Raw genomic sequence first — 19,652 nt, forward strand, 5'->3', positions numbered from 1 at the left:
AAACACTTGGTATTATTGGCGGAATGTCGCCCGAGAGTACGGTAACTTATTACAGTGAAATCAATCGCTTAGTAAATCAAGCTAAAGGTGGAAATAGTTCTGCTCCGTTGCTGATGGTGAGTGTTGAATTCAGCGAAATTGTAGCCTGTCAGAAACAGGGCGATTGGCAAAAAGCAGGGCAACTTTTAGCAGATGCGGCTAAGAAATTAGAGCAAATTGGGGCTGAGGGTATTTTGTTAGCGACCAATACGATGCACAAAGTTGCGGAAAGTATTCTTGCTCAAATCAATGTCCCATTTTTGCATATTCTTGATGCAACCGCCTCTGCGATTAAAGCACAGCACTTGCAGAAAGTAGCACTGCTTGGCACTCGTTTTACAATGTTTGACGATTTTTATCGTAGTGGATTAGAAAAACGTGGGATAACAGCTATTGTTCCTGATGATCATACCCAACAAGAAATTCATCGAATTATCTTTGAAGAGCTTTGTATTGGCAAATTATTATCAGCATCAAAACGATTTATTTTTTGAGCTTAAAAGATCATCGCACCCTAGCAATTTTGCGATCTTGATCGAAAAATTTGTTTTTTCAACTTTGCAAACAGTAAAAAAATCACTAGCCTAAATGCCAAGACATCAGTAGAATTCGCACTCTTTTATTCAAGCAAAACTAGGCATAGTCCTAATCTTTGCCGTAAACCGTGTAATAACGAGGCTATTTTTAATGTCACAAGCAATTCAAGCAACCGATGTTGGTTGCCAAACATCTATTGAACAACCACAACAAAAAGAAAAAATTAATTTATTAAACTTAAATCGCCAGCAAATGCGAGAGTTATTTGCGGATATGGGCGAGAAACCATTTCGTGCTGATCAGCTAATGAAATGGATTTACCATTTTGGTGAAGATAATTTCGATAATATGACTAACATCAATAAGGTGTTACGAGAGAAACTAAAACGTGTTGCTGAAATTAAAGCTCCAGAAGTTGCAGTTGAGCAACGATCTGCAGATGGTACGATTAAATGGGCAATGTGGGTTGGCGATCAACAAATTGAAACGGTATATATCCCCGAAGATGATCGTGCAACGCTTTGTGTCTCATCACAAGTAGGTTGTGCATTAGCTTGTACATTCTGCTCAACAGCACAGCAAGGTTTTAACCGCAATTTAAGCGTATCTGAAATTATTGGGCAAGTTTGGCGAGCGTCAAAAATTATCGGTAATTTTGGGGTAACAGGCGTACGCCCAATTACGAATGTGGTAATGATGGGAATGGGAGAGCCATTACTCAATATGAATAATGTTATTCCCTCAATGGAAATTATGTTAGATGATTTTGCTTACGGTTTATCCAAACGCCGAGTAACGTTATCGACATCAGGTGTTGTACCTGCATTGGATAAAATGCGTGAACAAATTGATGTTGCACTCGCTATTTCACTCCACGCACCAAATGATGAATTGCGTGATGAAATTGTCCCGATTAACAAAAAATATAATATCAAAATGTTGATCGACTCAGTGAATAAATACCTTGAAGTATCTAATGCAAATCACGGTAAAGTAACGATCGAATATGTAATGTTAAATCAGGTAAATGATAGTGTTGAACACGCTCATCAACTTGCTGACGTATTAAAAAATACGCCGAGTAAGATCAACTTGATCCCTTGGAATCCATTCCCAGAAGCACCGTATGCGAAAAGTTCAAATACACGCATTGATCGTTTCCAGAAAACGTTAATGGAATATGGCTTTACGGTTACAGTGCGTAAAACTCGTGGTGATGATATTGATGCGGCTTGTGGGCAGTTGGCTGGTGATGTTATTGACAGAACGAAAAGAACCCTTGAAAAACGTAAATTTGGGGAAGGCATTGCATTGCAAAATCAGTAAATTTATTTAATTTCTCTTAATTTAAGAGAGATTATTATTCCCCCTTGTATAAGGGGAGACATCTAGGGAGAAACTAAATGGCATTTGCAAAATTTTTCAGAAATCTCACCGCTTGTATGGTGGCATTATGGCTAATTGGTTGTACATCAAAGCCGTCGGAACAAGTGAAGTTTAATCGTTCTGAAGCAGTTACCGCTAGAATTAACCTTGCACTTGCTTATTTAGAACAGAATGATTTCCCTAAAGCGAAACAGAATATTGATAAAGCTCTTGAACACGATAATCAGGATTATCTACCCTATTCAGTGTTAGCCTATTATTACCAACAAATTGGTGAGAATACTAAGGCTCAAGAAACATTTAAAGCTGCTATTTCATTAAGCGAAAAACTCAGTGAAACGAAACAGCCACGCCCAGATGTATTGAACAATTATGGGGCATTTTTATGTAAACAGAGTGAATTTGACAATGCCTACCAGCAATTTGAGCAGGCTCTGCAAAGTCAAGAACACTATTATAATCAGGCTGATACTCTAGAAAACATTGCGTTATGTGCTCATCAACAACAGAATCAGACTAAGCAGAATGATGCGGTGGTACAATTAGAAAAGTTAGATCCTAAGCGAGCAAATAATTTGAAATCTTTACTTAAATAGCTTGCTGAATAATTGTTTGAATTTGTTGTAGGCCATTTAAACGAGTTTGGGTTAGGTTACGGGTAATTTGTAACCGATCAAAAATCTGTTGAAGATTAAGCTGGATTAGTTCATTAGTTGTTGTATTTTGTAACGCAGCAACCACAATAAAGAGTAAACCCTGCATTAAACGGGCATCGCTATAAGCCTTAATAATACGGGGTTCTGCTTGAAATTCAAACCACAAACGGCTCTCACAGCCGTGTATTTCGGGTATTGATGCGAGTTCTGTTTCGGTTGGTTTAGGAAGTTGTCGGCTGAGTTGAATTAACAAGCGGTATCTTTCTTCCCAAGATTTACAATGTTCAAATTGCGTATAAATTTCATCTAATAACATAAAAGCGGTTGATCAAGAATAAATAGCAAAAGATTGTAACGATCTGACCGCTATTTGTTAATCTCTTTATTTATGCTTTGGGTAAATTTTGTTAGAATTTGCCCATTCAAACTGATTGATAGAAGGAACAAAAAATGGCAGTTATCCCTATGGTTGTTGAGCAAAGCTCAAAAGGTGAACGAGCGTATGATATTTATTCACGCTTGTTAAAAGAGCGTATTATTTTCTTGAGTGGAGAAGTGGAAGATAATATGGCAAATTTAATTGTGGCTCAATTACTTTTCCTTGAATCAGAAGACCCAGAAAAAGATATTCATATCTACATTAACTCACCAGGTGGTTCGGTTACTGCAGGAATGGCAATTTTCGATACGATGAATTTTATTAAACCTGATGTAAGTACCGTATGTATCGGTCAAGCGTGTTCTATGGGGGCATTTTTGCTTTCTGCTGGAGCAAAAGGTAAACGTTTTGCATTACCGCACGCACGCGTAATGATTCACCAGCCGTTAGGCGGATTTCGTGGGCAAGCATCGGATATTCAAATCCACGCTCAAGAAATCTTGAAAATCAAACAAACGCTAAATCAACGTATGGCGGAACATTCAGGTCAGCCATTAGAGAAAGTTGAAAAAGATACCGATCGTGATAATTTTATGTCAGCCGAAGAAGCAAAAGCCTATGGCTTAATTGATGCGGTTGTTAGCCATAGAGAATAAAAGAATGAGTAAATTTGATAAAGAACCACATTGTAGTTTTTGTGGGAAACGTCGTGCTGAAGTTGATGCTTTAATTGAAGGAACAGAAGGGCATATTTGTAATCAATGTATTGAAGAATCTTACGCTTTATTAACAGGTGATGATGAAGCCTTAATTGATGAAGAAAGCAATGCAAATGAGCAACAATTCTTTGAGAAAGTACCTACACCACACGAAATTCACGCCCATTTAGATGATTATGTAATAGGGCAAGATCACGCAAAAAAAGTATTGTCTGTGGCGGTATATAATCACTACAAACGCTTGCGTAATGCTTTATCGGGTAATAAAGAGACTGATGGTGTAGAGCTTGGTAAGAGTAATATTCTGTTGATTGGCCCAACGGGTAGCGGTAAAACTCTACTGGCAGAGAGTCTTGCTCGCCGTTTAAATGTACCTTTTGCGGTGGCTGACGCTACCACATTAACGCAAGCAGGCTATGTCGGCGAAGACGTTGAGAACGTGATCCAGAAATTGTTGATGAAATGTGATTACGATGCAGAACAAGCAGAACGTGGCATTATTTTCATTGATGAAATTGATAAGATTACGCGTAAATCAGAAAATCCGTCTTTAACCCGAGATGTATCGGGCGAAGGTGTGCAACAAGCATTGCTTAAACTGATTGAAGGTACGGTTGCAAATATCAATCCACAAGGCGGACGTAAACACCCGAAACAAGAAACAATCCCTGTTGATACGTCTAAAATTCTCTTTATCTGTGGCGGTGCTTTTGCGGGCTTAGATAAAATTGTAGAAGCAAGAACAAATAAACAAGGTGGAATAGGCTTTGGTGCAGAGCTGAAAAAAGACAAAGATCGTGAAGCCCTAACGGAGCTTTTCAAGCAAGTTGAGCCTGAAGATTTGGTTAAATTCGGGATTATTCCCGAACTAATTGGACGTTTGCCTGTGATTACACCGCTTTCGGAATTAGATGAAGAAGCACTAATCCAAATTCTTACTGAACCGAAAAATGCGATTATCAAACAATACCAAGCATTATTTAAAATGGAAGGTGTTGAGTTGAAATTTACCAAAGATGCTTTGGTAGCGATTGCTCAAAAAGCGATTTCACGCAAGACTGGTGCTCGTGGTTTACGCTCTATCGTTGAAAATTTATTATTAGATACGATGTACGATTTACCTTCTCTTAATGCGAAAAAAGTTACTATTGGCAAAGGCTGTATTGAAAAAGGCGAAAAGCCGAAAGTGGAGTAACCACGACCTATTTTTCGTAGGGGTGGGGTTTATCCCCACCCATTTCTCATTTTAGAATGAAATATTTTCTGGGTGGGGATAAACCCCACCCCTACAGTTTAGTAATTGAATTATCATAATTTACTGATATATTTCCCCCAAATAGCATAATCAGTTTATAGTCTTATAAGCGTAAAGAGATGGTTGTGAAATTAACGCGTAGAAAGAAGAAAAATAACAGAAAATTGAAAGATGTTTCTTTAATAAGTAAAGAAGAAAACGCATCGAACAATACACTCTTTAACATATCTGCTGAAACTTTTGATAAGTTTATTATTCTTATTTACATTATTACATTACTTATTTCTTTTCGCTATATAAGATATAATTACTCGTTCGAAATAGGCTGGTTTTACTTTTTTTGGTTTATATGTATATGGATATTATTTTCAGCTTATTTTTCAGTTTTTAATAAGCCTCCATTTTTTAGTTGGGAAGAAAATATTAAAACCTTATTAGCTATATTGTATGCGACTGTTGGAACAGGATTGTGTTTTTATCAAATAACAGCTATCCAAACAATTTATACTGAATATTTTGGCGAATTTCAACCTGCTTATGATGCCAAAGTAGTTAATAAGTATAAACGTAGATCCAAAAGTGGTGATAAATATTATTTTAAGTTAATATCAGATAGATATTATGTGGAAGAAATCAGAGTAAATGAAGAAAGGTATAATAATTATTATATCAATGACAAAATTACTTTAAAAAGGAAAGTGTCATCTCAGGGGTACTATATTGTGATACCTTCAAAATAATTCAGGTAGATAATTCACTAATATGAAAATTTGGCAAAAGAAATCTATTCTTACTTGGCTCTTATCGCCTCTTTCCTTAATCTTTTGGTTAATCAGTCAAGGGCGGAAATGGCTTTTTAACAAAAAAATCCTGAAATCTTACCGCTCTCCTATTCCTGTATTAGTTGTTGGTAATATTTCCGTTGGTGGTAATGGCAAAACACCAGTGGTTATTTGGCTAGTAGAGCAATTACAGCAACAAGGCATTAAAGTTGGCGTTATTTCTCGTGGTTATGGCGGAAAAAACAAACAATTTCCACAGTTAGTCACTGCTCAAAGCGATCCAGAACAAATGGGTGATGAACCTGTATTGATTGCTCAACGTACTCAAGTGCCCGTTGCGATTTCCCCTAATCGTCAGCAGAGCATCGAATGTTTGCTACAACAGTTTGAATTAGACTTGATAGTAACCGATGATGGTTTGCAACATTATGCTTTAGAGCGTGATATTGAGTGGGTTGTGATTGATGGTGAACGCCGTTTTGGTAATGGATTTGTGCTACCTGCTGGGGGGCTGCGTGAGTTACCAAGTCGTTTAGAAAGGGTGCAAGCGGTCATTTGTAATGGCGGAATTGCAAATCAAGGGGAATGTTTAATGACGCTTGAGCCAGAATTTGCAGTAAACCTAAAAACGAATGAGCGTAAACCATTAAGCGATTTTGCTCAAGAAGATGCGATTGCTTTAGCGGGTATTGGCTATCCACCACGTTTTTTCAAAATGCTACAAGGCTACAATATTCAACTTGTTGCGAGCCATAGCTTTGCTGATCATCAACCTTATTCATTAGCGATAATTCAGCCGTTAGCCCAAGATAATCTTCCCTTATTGATGACTGAAAAAGATGCGGTAAAGTGCTATTCGTTTGCTCAAGAAAATTGGTGGTATATTCCCGTTTCTGCAAAATTTTCTGAAAAAGATACCGCTTATTTGTTAAATCCTATATTGACCTTATTAGGTTTGGAGAGAAAAGAAAATGAATGAAAAATTACTTAACACTATCGCTTGTCCACTTACTCATCAGAAATTAGAGTGGGATAAAGAAAATAATCGCTTAATCAATCGAGACGCTAAATTAGCTTATCCCATAGAGAATGGTATTCCAGTATTATTACCAGAAAAAGCCGAGCAAGTATCGCTATAAATAGAAATGCAAAAAGGAAGCTCTTGGCTTCCTTTTTTGACATCAGTCAGATTATCTTGCACGGAAGATAATGCGTGCTTTACTTAGATCGTAAGGTGTCATTTCAACGGTTACTTTATCACCTGTTAAAATACGAATATAGTTTTTACGCATTTTTCCTGAAATATGAGCGGTAACAACGTGTCCATTTTCGAGTTCTACTCGGAACATTGTATTTGGTAAGGTTTCTAAAATTGTACCTTGCATTTCAATGCAATCTTCTTTAGCCATTTATTCCTCTTTGATTGATTACTTTTAAAAATTACTTAGTGCCACTCGGCAAAACTCGGCTATTATACTCTCACTCGTCTGAATTACAATCACTTACGCTTAAAAGCACGACGGCGAGAGTGAAATCGTTGGCTCTGTTTGGGTGTTTCTATTTTATTTAGGCGGTTAGGGACGCTGATAATTTGTACTTTTTTCCGAATGAAGTAGAAAAAGCAGCTAATAAATAAACCACCTGCGAGAAATAAAATTACTAATTCTCCATATAATAAGTGGAAAAGCTCATTTACTTTACTTTGTGTCGTTTGTCCATATTGAGAATCAAAGGTTACACGTAAAAAGCCGACTAAATCTTGTTGGGCAAAAATAGGCTCTACAATTTGTTGTGTAGCTTGTTTTTCTTGGCTTTTATTGTGAAGTATAGGCTCAAATTTGAGAGCGTTATGGCTTTGAGCAATAAGAGTACCTGTTGTAGAGTACAAATTGGCATCAATAACAAATTCTTCTTTTGCAAAAGCATCTAATGCTTCAACAAGTTCATCATTTTTGACGTTTTTTACTAACATCAATGAAAAAAGCTTTGCTTGTTGGCGAACCAGTAAATGCGATAAATTAGATACTTGGTTGATACTGGCTAATTGTGAGCCTACTTTAAAGTGGTTTATTCCCGTTAAGATAACGGCAACAATAGCTAGGCAAAGCACCATTACAAATAAAATAGCACTTGTTTTAACGATTTTTCCGCTTGAAATTCGCATCTTCTTTCCTCAATGACTAACGCAGTGATTTTAGCCTGTAAATTGATAATGAACAATCTAAACTAGAAATAGACAGCTTGCGATTATTTTCTTATTATTTGTGTAGATGATTTCTCACAGTGATTATTAAAGCAAATGACACAAACATTTTTTATTTATTCGCAAACACTTTCAAATCAACAAATGGAGCGGTTTCACCTTGAAAATCAGCTGACTTTTTTAGGTTCAACCCGCTATCTTGGCTATCAAATTGCATTTTTTGAAGGTGATCTTACCGCTTGTTTATGTGAAAAAGCACAGCAAATCAATGCAGACATTAGCTCGTTGGATATTCAAGCAGATTTATCCCAAAAAGGTTTGTTGGTTATGGATATGGATTCCACCGCCATTAAAATTGAGTGTATTGATGAGATTGCAAAATTGGCTGGCACAGGCGAAATTGTATCGGCAATTACTGCAAGTGCAATGCGTGGCGAGCTAGATTTTGAGCAGAGTTTGCGTAAACGTGTTGCGACATTAGCGAATGCTCCCGAAACGATTTTACAAAATGTGCGTGAAAACTTACCGCTTATGGAGGGGTTTGAGCAAATGGTTTCAATTTTACAGCAATACGGTTGGCATATAGCGATTGCCTCAGGCGGATTTGATTATTTTGCTGATTATTTGAAAAATAAGTATCAATTAGATGATGCGTTCTCAAATCAACTTGAAATTATTGACGGCAAACTAACAGGGAATGTACTCGGAAAAGTCGTTGATGCACAGTATAAAGCTGAAATTTTACAAACATTGGCAGAGCGTTTTAACATTCCGCAAGCACAATGGGTTGCTGTTGGAGATGGTGCGAATGATCTGCCGATGTTAAAAACAGCCAGTTTAGGGGTAGCACTTCACGCCAAACCGAAAGTGCAAGAGCAAGCTAAAACTGTGGTAAACTTTGGCGATTTAAGTGCATTAGTCTTATTACTTAATGCAAAACATTTATTTAAAGAATTAAAAGGAGAATAAAATGCCCTCTTTCGATATTGTATCTGAAATTACCTTACACGAAGTGCGTAATGCGGTAGAAAATGCTAATCGAGTATTAAGTACTCGTTATGACTTTCGTGGCGTAGAAGCGGTTATTGAGTTAAATGAAAAAAATGAAACTATTAAATTAACTACGGAGTCCGATTTCCAACTAGAGCAACTCATTGAAATTTTAATTGGTGCTTGTATTAAACGTGGGATTGAACATAATTCATTAGATATCCCAAGTGAAAGTGAACATCACGGTAAGCTATACAGTAAAGAAATTAAGCTGAAACAAGGTATTGAAACTGAGATGGCGAAGAAGATTACTAAACTGATCAAAGATTCGAAAATTAAGGTGCAAACCCAAATTCAAGGTGAGCAGGTTAGAGTAACAGGGAAATCTCGAGATGATTTACAGGCGACCATTCAACTTGTAAAAGGTGCTGAATTAGGACAACCTTTCCAATTTAACAATTTCCGTGATTAGTCTAACTTAATGAATTTGTGGCGATTTTGTTCATAAAGCATTAAAAATCGCCATATTGACTAGTTAGTCGCCAAGTGTTTGATTTTTTCAAAAAAGCGTTTGACATATTTTTATAAACTAGTAATATGCACGCCCACAGACACAGTGAGTGGTGAGATGGCCGAGCAGGCTGAAGGCGCTCCCCTGCTAAGGGAGTATGGGGTCAAAAACTCCATCGAGGGTTCGAATCCCTCTCTCACCGCCATTTACTTTATCGGGCACCCGTAGCTCAGCTGGATAGAGTACTCGGCTACGAACCGAGCGGTCAGAGGTTCGAATCCTCTCGGGTGCGCCATTTTAATATTTCTATCATATTAAAATGGTCATTAACCTTTATAAATAAGGTTAGAAATAAAGTAAATCATCGTTATAATTCAAATACGCACCCGTAGCTCAGCTGGATAGAGTACTCGGCTACGAACCGAGCGGTCAGAGGTTCGAATCCTCTCGGGTGCGCCATTTCAATCATCTTAAATAGTTCAAATTAGATAATTCCTCATTTTATGCTGACTTTTGCTCACCAAGAACATATTCGAACTTATTATTCCGATACTCGTAACATTTACCTACAACAACCTAAATTAGCTCAAAACATTTCTGCAGATGTTTGTATTATTGGTGCTGGCTTTTTAGGACTTTCCACTGCAATTGAGTTAGCAGAAAAAGGTAAAAAAGTCGTTATTCTTGAAGGTGCAAGAGTTGGTTTTGGTGCTTCAGGGCGGAATGGTGGGCAAGCTATCAATGGCTTTGAAGAAGGCATTGATGAATATATTGAACAAGTTGGTTTTGAGCAAGCAAAACAACTCTGGGATATGTCCGTAGAAGCCATTAACATTATTGATGAGCGTGTAAAAAAATATCATATTCAGTGTGATTGGCGTAAAGGATATGCAACATTAGCCTTGAACCAGCGCCGTTTAGCCGATCTTATCGCTATTGAAAATGCAAGTCGCCAACATTTTGGTTATAGCCAAATGGAATTATGGGATAAAGCGAAACTAAAACAACATTTGGGGAGTGATATTTATTGTGGGGCTTTGTATGATGCACAGTCAGGCCATTTACATCCTCTGAATTACTGTTTAGGTTTAGCCCAAGTGGCATTAAATTTGGGTGTAGAAATTTATGAACACTCACCTGCATTAGATATTAAATCAACTAGCTCAACGGTAAAAGTTGAAACACCGCAAGGCTCTGTTATTGCTAACAATGTCGTTTTAGCAACGAATGCTTATATTGATGAAAACACGAATAAAAAGTTTGGGCGTAAGCTGGCTCGTAAAATTTTACCCGTAGAGAGTTTTATTATTGCCACAGAGCCTCTTGAACAATCGCTTGCAGATAGTTTAATCAATAATGGAATGTCTGTTTGTGATAATAATATTCTCTTAGATTATTACCGCTTAAGCGCAGATAATCGTTTATTATTTGGTAGCGATTCAAGTAATAATATCGATATGGTTCAAAAAATGCGAAAAAATATGTTGAACGTCTTTCCACAATTAGAAAATGTAAAAATTGACTATGGTTGGGGTGGGCCTATTGATATGACACTAAATGCCTCTCCACATTTTGGACGAATTCAACCTAATATCTATTTTGCTCAAGGTTTTTCAGGACATGGTGTTGCACTGACTGGATTAGCAGGACGTATTATTGCAGAAGCGATTGAAGGTAATGATCAACGTTTATGTGTATTTGAGCAATTAAAAGTCCCTACGATTTTTGGTGGAAAATGGGTAAAACAAATGGCACTTAAAATTGGCATACCATATTACCGTTTTTTAGATAAATATCGGTAGTATCCATTTATAGCAAATCAATGTATTCACAAAACTTTTCACTTACTTAAGATTTCATTAAGAAATACCCTTTAAAATAATAGGTAAATTTCATTCTATTAGGAAATCAAAATGAAAAAATTCATTTTAGGTTTAGCTGTGCTACTTCTTTTGGGTAGTACAGGATATTTTTACTTTGTTCAGCCGAATCATTCACAAACTATTTATCTGACGGAAACAGCACAATATACAGATTTAAAAAAATCTGTGATTGCCACTGGTACAGTCAGAGCTTATCAGCGTGTCGAAGTGGGGGCACAAGTATCAGGTAAAATTGAAAAAATTTACGTTGCATTAGGGCAATATGTAAAAGCTGGTGATGTAATTGCGGAAATTGACTCCAAAAATCAGTTGAATAACTTGAATACTGCACAAGCAGAATTAAGCTCTTATCAGGCACAGCTCAAGGCAAAAAAAGTAGCCTATGATGTCGCACATTCTGCTTATCAACGTTTAGCATCACTATATGATAAGAAATCAACTTCACTCGATGAATTGAATACTCGCAAAAATACCTTAGCTTTAGCAGAAGCTGAAATTGAGCAGATTAAAGCAGCCATTAAGCAAGCCGAAATCAATGTTGATAATGCGAAAACCAATGTGGCTTACACTAAAATTATTGCACCTATTAACGGCACGATTATTTCAATTCCCGTCTCTGAAGGGCAAACAGTAAATGCCAACCAAACAACACCGACTATCGTCCAAATTGCTGATTTAAGTAAAGTATTAGTAAAACCTGAGATTTCTGAAGGCGATATTACAAAAGTTAAAGCGGGAATGGCAGTTGAATTTAGTACGCTTTCTGATCCTGACACAAAATATCAAGGTGTTATCAATTCTGTTGATCCTGCAATGACGACCTTAACCGATAACCAATATGCAGAAAATGTATCAGATACACAAGCGGTCTATTACTATGCCAATATTGTAATGGATAACACCGACAATAAATTACGCATTGGAATGACAACGCAAAATACGATTACGATTGAATCCCTTAAAAATGTATTAGTTGTGCCAACAATGACCCTAAAAAAACAGCAAAATAAAGTCTTTGTGAAGGTTTTAACCGCAAATAATCAAACGGATCAACGTGAAGTTACTATCGGGCTAAATGATGATGTGAATACACAAATTCTTTCGGGGCTAAGTGCTGGGGAAAAAGTGATTTCTTCAGAATTACAAAATAATGAAAAAGTGGGTAATGCCGTTCGTACCCCAAGAATGTTTTAGTAGGTTAGCCAAATGAACATTATTGAAATCAAGCAGTTAAATAAATACTTTGGCGAAGGGGATAATCGTACCCATATTTTAAAAGAGATTAACCTTGAAATTAAAAAAGGGGATTTTATTGCGATTATTGGGCAATCTGGTTCAGGTAAATCCACCTTGATGAACATTATTGGCTGTTTAGATAGCCCAAGCTCAGGTTCATATCAAATTTCCAATACTGAAGTGAGTCAATTAAACAGCGACCAGCTCTCTGAACTACGCCAACGTAAATTCGGCTTTATTTTCCAACGTTATAATTTATTATCCGCTCTTTCTGCATTAGAAAATGTTGCTCTCCCTGCCATTTATGCAGGGGTTGATCAACAATCTCGCCTACAACGAGCCACACAGTTATTAGAAAAGCTAGGTTTAAAAGATAAATTACAACATAAGCCTAATCAGCTATCGGGTGGTCAGCAACAACGAGTTAGTATTGCTCGTGCTCTAATGAATGGCGGTGAAATTATCTTAGCCGATGAACCAACAGGGGCATTAGACAGTAAAAGCGGTGAAACCGTAATGGAGATTTTGCAACAACTGCACGCAGAAGGGCATACCATCATTCTCGTTACCCACGATAAAAAAATTGCTGATTTTGCTAATCGAGTGATTGAGATTAAAGATGGTCAGATTATTCAAGATCAGCATAAATCAGAGCATATCACAACTAAATCAGAAACTATTCAACCGAAAAAAAACCGTTTACGCTTTTATAAAGATCAATTTATTGAATCATTTAAAATGTCAGTGAATGCGATTATTGCACATAAATTACGCTCATTGCTCACGATGCTTGGTATTATTATCGGCATTACATCAGTGGTTAGTGTGGTTGCATTGGGTAATGGCTCACAACAAAAAATCTTAGAAAATATCAATTCAATGGGTACAAACACGATGGATATTTTTAATGGGACAGGATTTGGCGACAGACGAGCCGAGCGAATGCAAAATCTGACTGTTGCAGATTCGGAAATTCTTGCCAAACAGAGTTATATTGAAAGTGCCACGCCCAATAGCTCAGTGAGCGGTAACTTAACCTATCGTAATCAAAGTTTTTCCGCACAAGTGCGAGGTGTTGGAGAGCAATATTTTGATGTGAAAGGAATGAAACTAAAGCAAGGTCGCCTTTTTTCACCAGATGAAGTTAAGCAGAATGCTCAGGTTGCAGTAATTGATGAAAACAGTGTAAAGCAGGTATTTAATCAACAAAACCCTGTGGGTGAAATTATTATGATTAACAAAAAACCATTAAAAGTGATTGGTGTTGCGGTAATGAACAGTATGGGGCCGACTACGTCTAGTTTATCCATCTATACACCTTATACCACCGCAATGAATAAAATCTCAGGTAATCAGAAAATTGATTCCATTACAGTAAAAGTAAACGATGAAGTCAATTCAAGTGTTGCTGAAAAAGATCTCACTCAATTACTTGAAATACGACACGGTAAAAAAGATTTTTTTGTAATGAATACCAATACAATTAAACAAACTATTGAAAGTACAACCGATACAATGAAATTGCTCATTTCATCTATTGCACTGATCTCATTAGTTGTGGGTGGCATTGGCGTAATGAATATTATGTTAGTTTCTGTAACGGAACGCACTAAAGAGATTGGTGTGAGAATGGCAATTGGTGCAAAACAGTCGAATATTCTACAACAGTTTTTAATTGAAGCTGTGCTGATCTGCTTACTTGGCGGTATTACAGGGATTCTACTTTCGATGTTGCTTGGAGAAATCTTTAATCTTGTTACCACAAATTTCACAATGGTATTTTCTACCACCTCTGTTTTAGCTGCCGTATTTTGTTCCACCATTATTGGTGTTGTATTTGGCTATATGCCAGCTAAAAATGCAGCAGGGCTAAATCCGATCAATGCGTTAAGCCGAGAGTAAGTAGAACAAGCGGTGTCTTTTCCTATTTTATTTGCAAAAAATTCGTCTTATCACACCGCTTGTTATCCTTTCCCTACACAATTAAAGCCTTTTCCGTTACAATTCAAGTATTTTTTGCTATATGTTAGAGAGATTATCAATGTCAAATCCACAAAGAAAGATTTTAGTTACTTGTGCCTTACCTTATGCGAATGGAGCAATTCATTTAGGACATATGCTTGAACATATTCAAGCAGATATTTGGGTACGTTTCCAACGTATGCGTGGGCATAAAATTCATTTTGTCTGTGCAGATGATGCTCACGGTACACCAATTATGCTTAATGCAGATAAACTAGGCATTACACCAGAAGAGCTTATCGAAAAAGCGAAAGCAGATCATATCGCAGACTTTTCTGGATTTAATATCAGCTTTGATAACTATCACTCTACGCATAGCGAAGAAAACAAAGAGCTGACTTCGGCAATCTATAAAAAATTAAAAGCAAATGGTTTTATTAAAAGTAAGGTAATTTCACAATTATTCGATCCTGAAAAGAATATGTTCTTGCCTGATCGTTTTGTTAAAGGTACTTGCCCGAAATGTAAAGCAGAAGATCAATATGGCGATAACTGTGAAGTTTGTGCCTCAACTTATAGCCCAATGGATTTAATTAACCCACGTTCTGCGGTCTCGGGGGCAACGCCTGTGGTTAAAGAATCGGAACATTTCTTCTTTGATTTACCAAGTTTTGAAGGAATGTTAAAAGAATGGACTCGCTCAGGCTCACTTCAACCTGAAATTGCCAATAAAATGCAAGAGTGGTTTGAAAGCGGTTTACAGCAGTGGGATATTAGCCGAGATGCCCCTTATTTTGGCTTCCAAATTCCTGATACAGAAAATAAATTCTTCTATGTATGGCTAGATGCACCTATTGGTTATATGGCTTCATTTAAGAATTTATGTGATCGTACAGACATCAACTATGATGATTTCTGGAAAAAAGACTCCGATGCAGAACTCTATCACTTTATTGGTAAAGATATTGTTTATTTCCATAGTTTATTCTGGCCAGCTATGTTAGAAGGTAGCGATCACCGTAAGCCAACCAATGTATTTGCTCACGGTTATGTAACAGTAGATGGTCAAAAAATGTCTAAATCTCGCGGTACTTTCATTCAAGCAAGCACCTATTTAAAACATATCGATCCAGAATGTTTACGCTATTACTATGCTGCAAAATTAAATGATCGTATTGAAGATTTAGATTTTAATCTTGATGACTTCGTACAACGTGTAAATAGCGATATTGTCAATAAATTAGTGAATTTGGCTTCTCGTAATGCAGGTTTTATCACAAAACGTTTTGATGGAAGACTTGCTGGCGAACTCCAAGATCCTGCTCTTTTTGCTGAATTTATTGCACAATCAGAACAAATTGCTGCATATTACGAGAGTAGAGAATTTAATAAAGCGATTCGTGAAATTATGGCATTAACCGATAAAGCGAATAAATATATTGATGAAAAAGCCCCTTGGGTTATTGCTAAGGAAGAAGGCAAAGAGGCTGAATTACAAGCAGTTTGCTCAATGGGGTTAGAATTATTCAGAGTATTGATGAGCTACTTAAAACCTGTGTTACCGCAATTAGCAGAGCGTGCTGAAGGGTTCTTACAAACTCAGTTACGTTGGGATAACATTGATACGCCATTATTCAACCACACTATTGCTCCGTTTAAATCATTATTCTCTCGTTTAGAGAAAAAACAGATTGATGCGGTAATTGAAGAAACAAAACAACTCTTTGCTCAAACTACTCAGCAAGATGCAAAAAAAGGAAAAGAAATGACCGCTTGTGAAACCAAAGTTGAACCTATTGCCCCTGAAATTACTATTGATGATTTTGCAAAACTAGATTTACGAGTGGCTAAAGTGCTGAAATGTGAAGCTGTTCCAAAATCGGATAAGTTATTACGTTTTGAATTAGATCTTGGGGATCATACTCGCCAAGTATTCTCGGGTATTAAAGCAGCTTATAACAAGCCTGAAGAGCTAGAGGGTCGATTTGTGATTATGATTGCTAACCTTGCTCCACGCAAAATGTCTTTTGGTATGTCTGAAGGAATGATTTTATCAGCAGGGACGGGTGGTTCAAATCTCTTCTTACTTTCAGCTGACAGTGGCGTAACGGCTGGAATGCAAGTGAAGTAACTGTACAATAATGTATTACTTCAAATAGTTAGACAGAGAATAAGGAATACTATGATTCAACAAACGCTTTCAATCATTAAGCCTGATGCAACTAAACGAAACATAATAGGCGAAATTCTTGCACAGATTGAAAAAAGTGGCTTATCAGTTAAAGCCTTAAAAATGTTACATTTAACTCAAGAGCAAGCAGAAGGATTTTATGCGGAACATCAAGGCAAAGATTTCTTTGCACCACTGATCGCTTTTATGACTTCTGCTCCGATTGTTGTCGCTGTCTTAGAAGGGGAAAATGCGATTGCTCACTACCGCACATTGATGGGAGCAACAGATCCAGAGAAACGCGAAAAAGGCACAATTCGAGATCGTTTTGCACTAAGCTATCGAGAAAATTCAGTTCACGGCTCAGACTCAGAAAACTCCGCAAAACGTGAAATCGCCTACTTTTTTACGCCAAATGAGATTGTAAAGTAAAGTTATATTAAATTACCATAAAATTAAAATGGCATTATCAATAGTCTGAATGGTTTACAGAGTAACATCATCTAGTCTATTGACATATTATTTAACTTGAAGGGATTTGTATATAAATGTAAACTGTTCTCATCTAGATTAATTGGCTATCGGGAGATAGCCATTCTTTTTAATGGAAAAAATATGTCGAATAAGCTCATTATTTCTACTCTGACTCTTGCCCTTTCTGTTTCTTTATTTGCGAATCAAGAACAGCAAAAAATTTCAGATCGTTTAAACGATCAACGTATTCAAACAGAAACTACTGCTGTTGCTCCAGAAACTAAACCTGTTATAAAGCCACAGGTAGAAGGGCATAAGCAAGGTAATTCTATTTCTATTACCAAAGAAGAATTAGCTAATCACCCTGATTTAGTTGTAAGAGCATTACTACCTGCCGTAATGCAAGGAAATATGGATAATGTAGAATTACTTTTTCCGATTTATCAACAAATTCCTGCGGAATTCAAAGATGATATTCTGACACAATGGGCAGAAGCTATTTTGGCTAAGAAAAAACAAAAATACTCGGATTCAATTCGTCTATATCGTCAAGTATTAGCAGCACAATCAGATATTCTTCCTGCTCGCTTACAACTTGCAGCTACCTTATTTGAAAATAGCGAATTAGAAGCAGCGGAAGATCAATTCCAAAAACTTCGTTCAGAACCACTTCCAGATGAAATTCAAGCCATTATTAGCCAATATTTAAATGCAATTAACCAACGAGATCGCTGGACTTTTAGTGGCGGTTTAACCTATTTGAACGATCCTAATATCAATAACGCACCAAAAGCAGGTACAACCTACGGTAATTGGTCTGCACCAAAAGCTGAATCGGCACAGGGAGTTGGTTTTAATTTTGAGATTGGTAAAAAATGGTCGTGGGGAAATGGCTTTTTTAATCAGCTTGGTTTGAACACCAATGGCAAGTACTACTGGAATAATAAAAAATATAATGAAATTAGCTTTCGTGGCGATTTCGGTATAGGCTATCAAAATGCGAAAGCAACCCTTTCTCTTTCGCCTTTTATTGAGCAAGCACTTTATGCGGGTGGTTCTGAGAAAAGCGATACTTTAAAACGCTTTTCTAAATCATCGGGTGGAGCATTACAGTTTAGCTATTGGCTCTCACCAAAATGGCAATGGAATAATAATTATGAATATGGTGAGCAACGCTATGTTTCTCGCAAACATTTGAATGGAAACTATCATTTTGTTTCAACAGGATTAGTTTATCTTGCTAATGCTAAACAGTATTGGACGCTCAACTTAAACTATAACCGAACATCAACGCGTGATCGTGATGATAGTTTCTTACGCCGAGGAGTAAGTTTAGGCTGGGGACAAGAATGGGGACAAGGGCTTTCAACTCGCTTATCTGTAAGTTTTGCACAAAAACATTACAAAGGCCCAATGCCAATTTTCAACATTACGCAGCGAAATAAAGAATATGGCGTACAAGCATCTATTTGGCATCGTGCAGTGCATTATTGGGGAGTAACGCCACGCTTAACTTATAGCTTCACTAAAACAAGAAGTAATCACCCATTCTATGCTTACGATAAACATCGTGTATTTGTTGATTTCAGCAAACAATTCTAATCAACAAGCGGTAAGATCAGTGTTTCGGATGAATAAATTGAGAAGACTCCAGTCTGAACTTCGCCATTTTTTGCAAAAAATTCACAAAATCTTACCGCTTACTTGCACCAAAAGCCTTGCTTCAGTAGAATGCAAGGTGTTTTTTATTTGATTTAATGAGGTTTAAAATGTTCGGAAAAGGTGGCTTAGGCGGCTTAATGAAACAAGCTCAGCAAATGCAAGAGCGTATGCAAAAAATGCAAGAAGAGATCGCACAACTAGAAGTAACGGGGGAGTCTGGTGCAGGGTTAGTTAAAATTACAATTAACGGTGCACACAACTGTCGCCGCATTGAAATCGATCCTTCATTAATGGAAGATGATAAAGAGATGTTAGAAGATCTTATTGCCGCTGCGTTTAATGATGCTGTACGCCGTGCAGAAGAGATGCAAAAAGAGAAAATGGCAAGTGTTACTGCGGGTATTCAACTACCGCCTGGAATGAAAATGCCATTTTGATAGAATGCACCTACCACCCTACAACTAAAGTACCTAAGATGATTTTGCCTTTGTGATTGTTTAAAAATTCAAGCGTAGTGTTACTTCCTTTTGTTGGGTTTATTAAATATATTTTTTATAGTCTTCTTTTTCTCTTTACATGGTGTAATGGACAAAAATGTAGGATTTTTTTCCGTCCATTACACCCTTTACATTGGTTTATAACCAATATATTATACATACCGTAGAAGGTTTTCTTCTACTTTTTGGTTCTCATCTAACCTCCAAGTCTGAGGTTTAACACACGGTATAGATATTGCGCGGTATCTATACCACCTTAAAGAGCAAATTAAATTACTTAATCTACTCCTTTACTTTCTAGTCATACATTA

At 36.9% G+C, this 19,652-nt stretch carries 19 protein-coding genes, 3 tRNA genes and 1 pseudogene; 20 read left to right on the forward strand and 3 right to left on the reverse strand.

Features of this window, described 5'->3' with window-relative positions; genetic code table 11:
• The 3 genes and pseudogenes from ACWIW0_RS09895 to pilW form a co-directional block, all read left to right on the forward strand.
• Positions 1-524: pseudogene (locus ACWIW0_RS09895) on the forward strand (aspartate/glutamate racemase family protein); the annotation flags it as partial.
• A gap of 202 nt (positions 525-726) precedes the next feature.
• Positions 727-1,902, forward strand: a complete 1,176-nt coding sequence (locus ACWIW0_RS09900) for a bifunctional tRNA (adenosine(37)-C2)-methyltransferase TrmG/ribosomal RNA large subunit methyltransferase RlmN (protein ID WP_454453181.1) — start codon at positions 727-729, stop codon at positions 1,900-1,902.
• 77 nt (positions 1,903-1,979) lie between these two features.
• Positions 1,980-2,558 carry a type IV pilus biogenesis/stability protein PilW gene (gene pilW, locus ACWIW0_RS09905; RefSeq protein WP_454453182.1) on the forward strand — a complete coding sequence of 193 codons (579 nt, stop codon included), beginning with the start codon at positions 1,980-1,982 and terminating at the stop codon, positions 2,556-2,558.
• Here the strand turns inward: pilW and ACWIW0_RS09910 are convergent.
• Positions 2,551-2,934 carry a SufE family protein gene (locus ACWIW0_RS09910; RefSeq protein ID WP_454453183.1) on the reverse strand — a complete coding sequence of 128 codons (384 nt, stop codon included), beginning with the start codon at positions 2,932-2,934 and terminating at the stop codon, positions 2,551-2,553. The two genes, pilW and ACWIW0_RS09910, sit on opposite strands and share 8 nt — an antisense overlap.
• A gap of 134 nt (positions 2,935-3,068) precedes the next feature.
• Here ACWIW0_RS09910 and clpP point away from each other — a divergent pair, with 134 nt between their 5' ends.
• The 5 genes from clpP (at position 3,069) to ACWIW0_RS09935 (ending at position 6,892) form a co-directional block, all read left to right on the forward strand.
• Positions 3,069-3,653, forward strand: coding sequence for an ATP-dependent Clp endopeptidase proteolytic subunit ClpP (clpP, locus tag ACWIW0_RS09915; RefSeq protein WP_157394144.1), 585 nt, complete (start codon positions 3,069-3,071; stop codon positions 3,651-3,653).
• A 4-nt stretch (positions 3,654-3,657) separates the two neighbouring features.
• Positions 3,658-4,911, forward strand: a complete 1,254-nt coding sequence (clpX, locus tag ACWIW0_RS09920; RefSeq protein WP_454446483.1) for an ATP-dependent protease ATP-binding subunit ClpX — start codon at positions 3,658-3,660, stop codon at positions 4,909-4,911.
• A 185-nt stretch (positions 4,912-5,096) separates the two neighbouring features.
• Positions 5,097-5,711 (forward strand): hypothetical protein, encoded by a 615-nt coding sequence (locus ACWIW0_RS09925; protein ID WP_454453184.1) that lies wholly within the window; start codon positions 5,097-5,099, stop codon positions 5,709-5,711.
• A 22-nt stretch (positions 5,712-5,733) separates the two neighbouring features.
• A complete protein-coding gene (gene lpxK / locus ACWIW0_RS09930; RefSeq protein WP_454453185.1) occupies positions 5,734-6,732 on the forward strand; it encodes a tetraacyldisaccharide 4'-kinase in 999 nt (332 codons plus the stop codon).
• Positions 6,725-6,892 (forward strand): Trm112 family protein, encoded by a 168-nt coding sequence (locus ACWIW0_RS09935; protein WP_454446481.1) that lies wholly within the window; start codon positions 6,725-6,727, stop codon positions 6,890-6,892. The genes lpxK and ACWIW0_RS09935 overlap by 8 nt, the downstream gene beginning before the upstream one ends.
• 51 nt (positions 6,893-6,943) lie before the next feature.
• Here the strand turns inward: ACWIW0_RS09935 and infA are convergent, their stop codons facing one another.
• Together infA and ACWIW0_RS09945 are read right to left on the reverse strand one after the other, a co-directional pair.
• Positions 6,944-7,162, reverse strand: coding sequence for a translation initiation factor IF-1 (gene infA, locus ACWIW0_RS09940; RefSeq protein ID WP_005598198.1), 219 nt, complete (start codon positions 7,160-7,162; stop codon positions 6,944-6,946).
• 89 nt (positions 7,163-7,251) lie between these two features.
• Complete coding sequence (locus ACWIW0_RS09945) at positions 7,252-7,917, reverse strand: YtjB family periplasmic protein (RefSeq protein WP_454446479.1); 666 nt, start codon at positions 7,915-7,917, stop codon at positions 7,252-7,254.
• Positions 7,918-8,052: 135 nt separating this feature from the next.
• Between ACWIW0_RS09945 and serB the strand changes: the two genes are divergently transcribed.
• The 12 genes from serB (at position 8,053) to ACWIW0_RS10005 (ending at position 19,281) form a co-directional block, all read left to right on the forward strand.
• A complete protein-coding gene (serB, locus tag ACWIW0_RS09950) occupies positions 8,053-8,925 on the forward strand; it encodes a phosphoserine phosphatase SerB (RefSeq protein WP_454453186.1) in 873 nt (290 codons plus the stop codon).
• 1 nt (position 8,926) lies between these two features.
• On the forward strand, positions 8,927-9,418 hold the full coding sequence (locus ACWIW0_RS09955) for a YajQ family cyclic di-GMP-binding protein (protein ID WP_157394150.1): 492 nt from the start codon (positions 8,927-8,929) through the stop codon (positions 9,416-9,418).
• 150 nt (positions 9,419-9,568) lie between these two features.
• A tRNA-Ser gene (locus ACWIW0_RS09960) sits at positions 9,569-9,662 on the forward strand.
• 13 nt (positions 9,663-9,675) lie between these two features.
• A tRNA-Arg gene (locus ACWIW0_RS09965) sits at positions 9,676-9,752 on the forward strand.
• A gap of 87 nt (positions 9,753-9,839) precedes the next feature.
• Positions 9,840-9,916 (forward strand) — tRNA-Arg (locus ACWIW0_RS09970).
• A gap of 44 nt (positions 9,917-9,960) precedes the next feature.
• Entirely contained in the window at positions 9,961-11,259 is a 1,299-nt protein-coding gene (locus ACWIW0_RS09975; protein WP_454453187.1) for an NAD(P)/FAD-dependent oxidoreductase, read from the forward strand.
• Positions 11,260-11,370: 111 nt separating this feature from the next.
• Complete coding sequence (locus tag ACWIW0_RS09980) at positions 11,371-12,534, forward strand: efflux RND transporter periplasmic adaptor subunit (protein ID WP_454453188.1); 1,164 nt, start codon at positions 11,371-11,373, stop codon at positions 12,532-12,534.
• A gap of 12 nt (positions 12,535-12,546) precedes the next feature.
• Positions 12,547-14,478, forward strand: a complete 1,932-nt coding sequence (locus ACWIW0_RS09985; RefSeq protein WP_454453189.1) for a MacB family efflux pump subunit — start codon at positions 12,547-12,549, stop codon at positions 14,476-14,478.
• 139 nt (positions 14,479-14,617) lie between these two features.
• Positions 14,618-16,669, forward strand: coding sequence for a methionine--tRNA ligase (gene metG / locus ACWIW0_RS09990; protein ID WP_454453190.1), 2,052 nt, complete (start codon positions 14,618-14,620; stop codon positions 16,667-16,669).
• A 51-nt stretch (positions 16,670-16,720) separates the two neighbouring features.
• Positions 16,721-17,140, forward strand: coding sequence for a nucleoside-diphosphate kinase (gene ndk, locus ACWIW0_RS09995; RefSeq protein ID WP_454453191.1), 420 nt, complete (start codon positions 16,721-16,723; stop codon positions 17,138-17,140).
• Positions 17,141-17,323: 183 nt separating this feature from the next.
• Positions 17,324-18,784 (forward strand): surface lipoprotein assembly modifier, encoded by a 1,461-nt coding sequence (locus ACWIW0_RS10000; RefSeq protein ID WP_454453192.1) that lies wholly within the window; start codon positions 17,324-17,326, stop codon positions 18,782-18,784.
• Between the two features lie 167 nt (positions 18,785-18,951).
• The gene (locus ACWIW0_RS10005) at positions 18,952-19,281 is read left to right on the forward strand and encodes a YbaB/EbfC family nucleoid-associated protein (protein WP_157394522.1); all 330 of its coding nucleotides are present in this window, start codon (positions 18,952-18,954) and stop codon (positions 19,279-19,281) included.
• Positions 19,282-19,652: the final 371 nt, after the last annotated feature.

The sequence above is a fragment of the Ursidibacter sp. B-7004-1 genome, assembly GCF_053654055.1.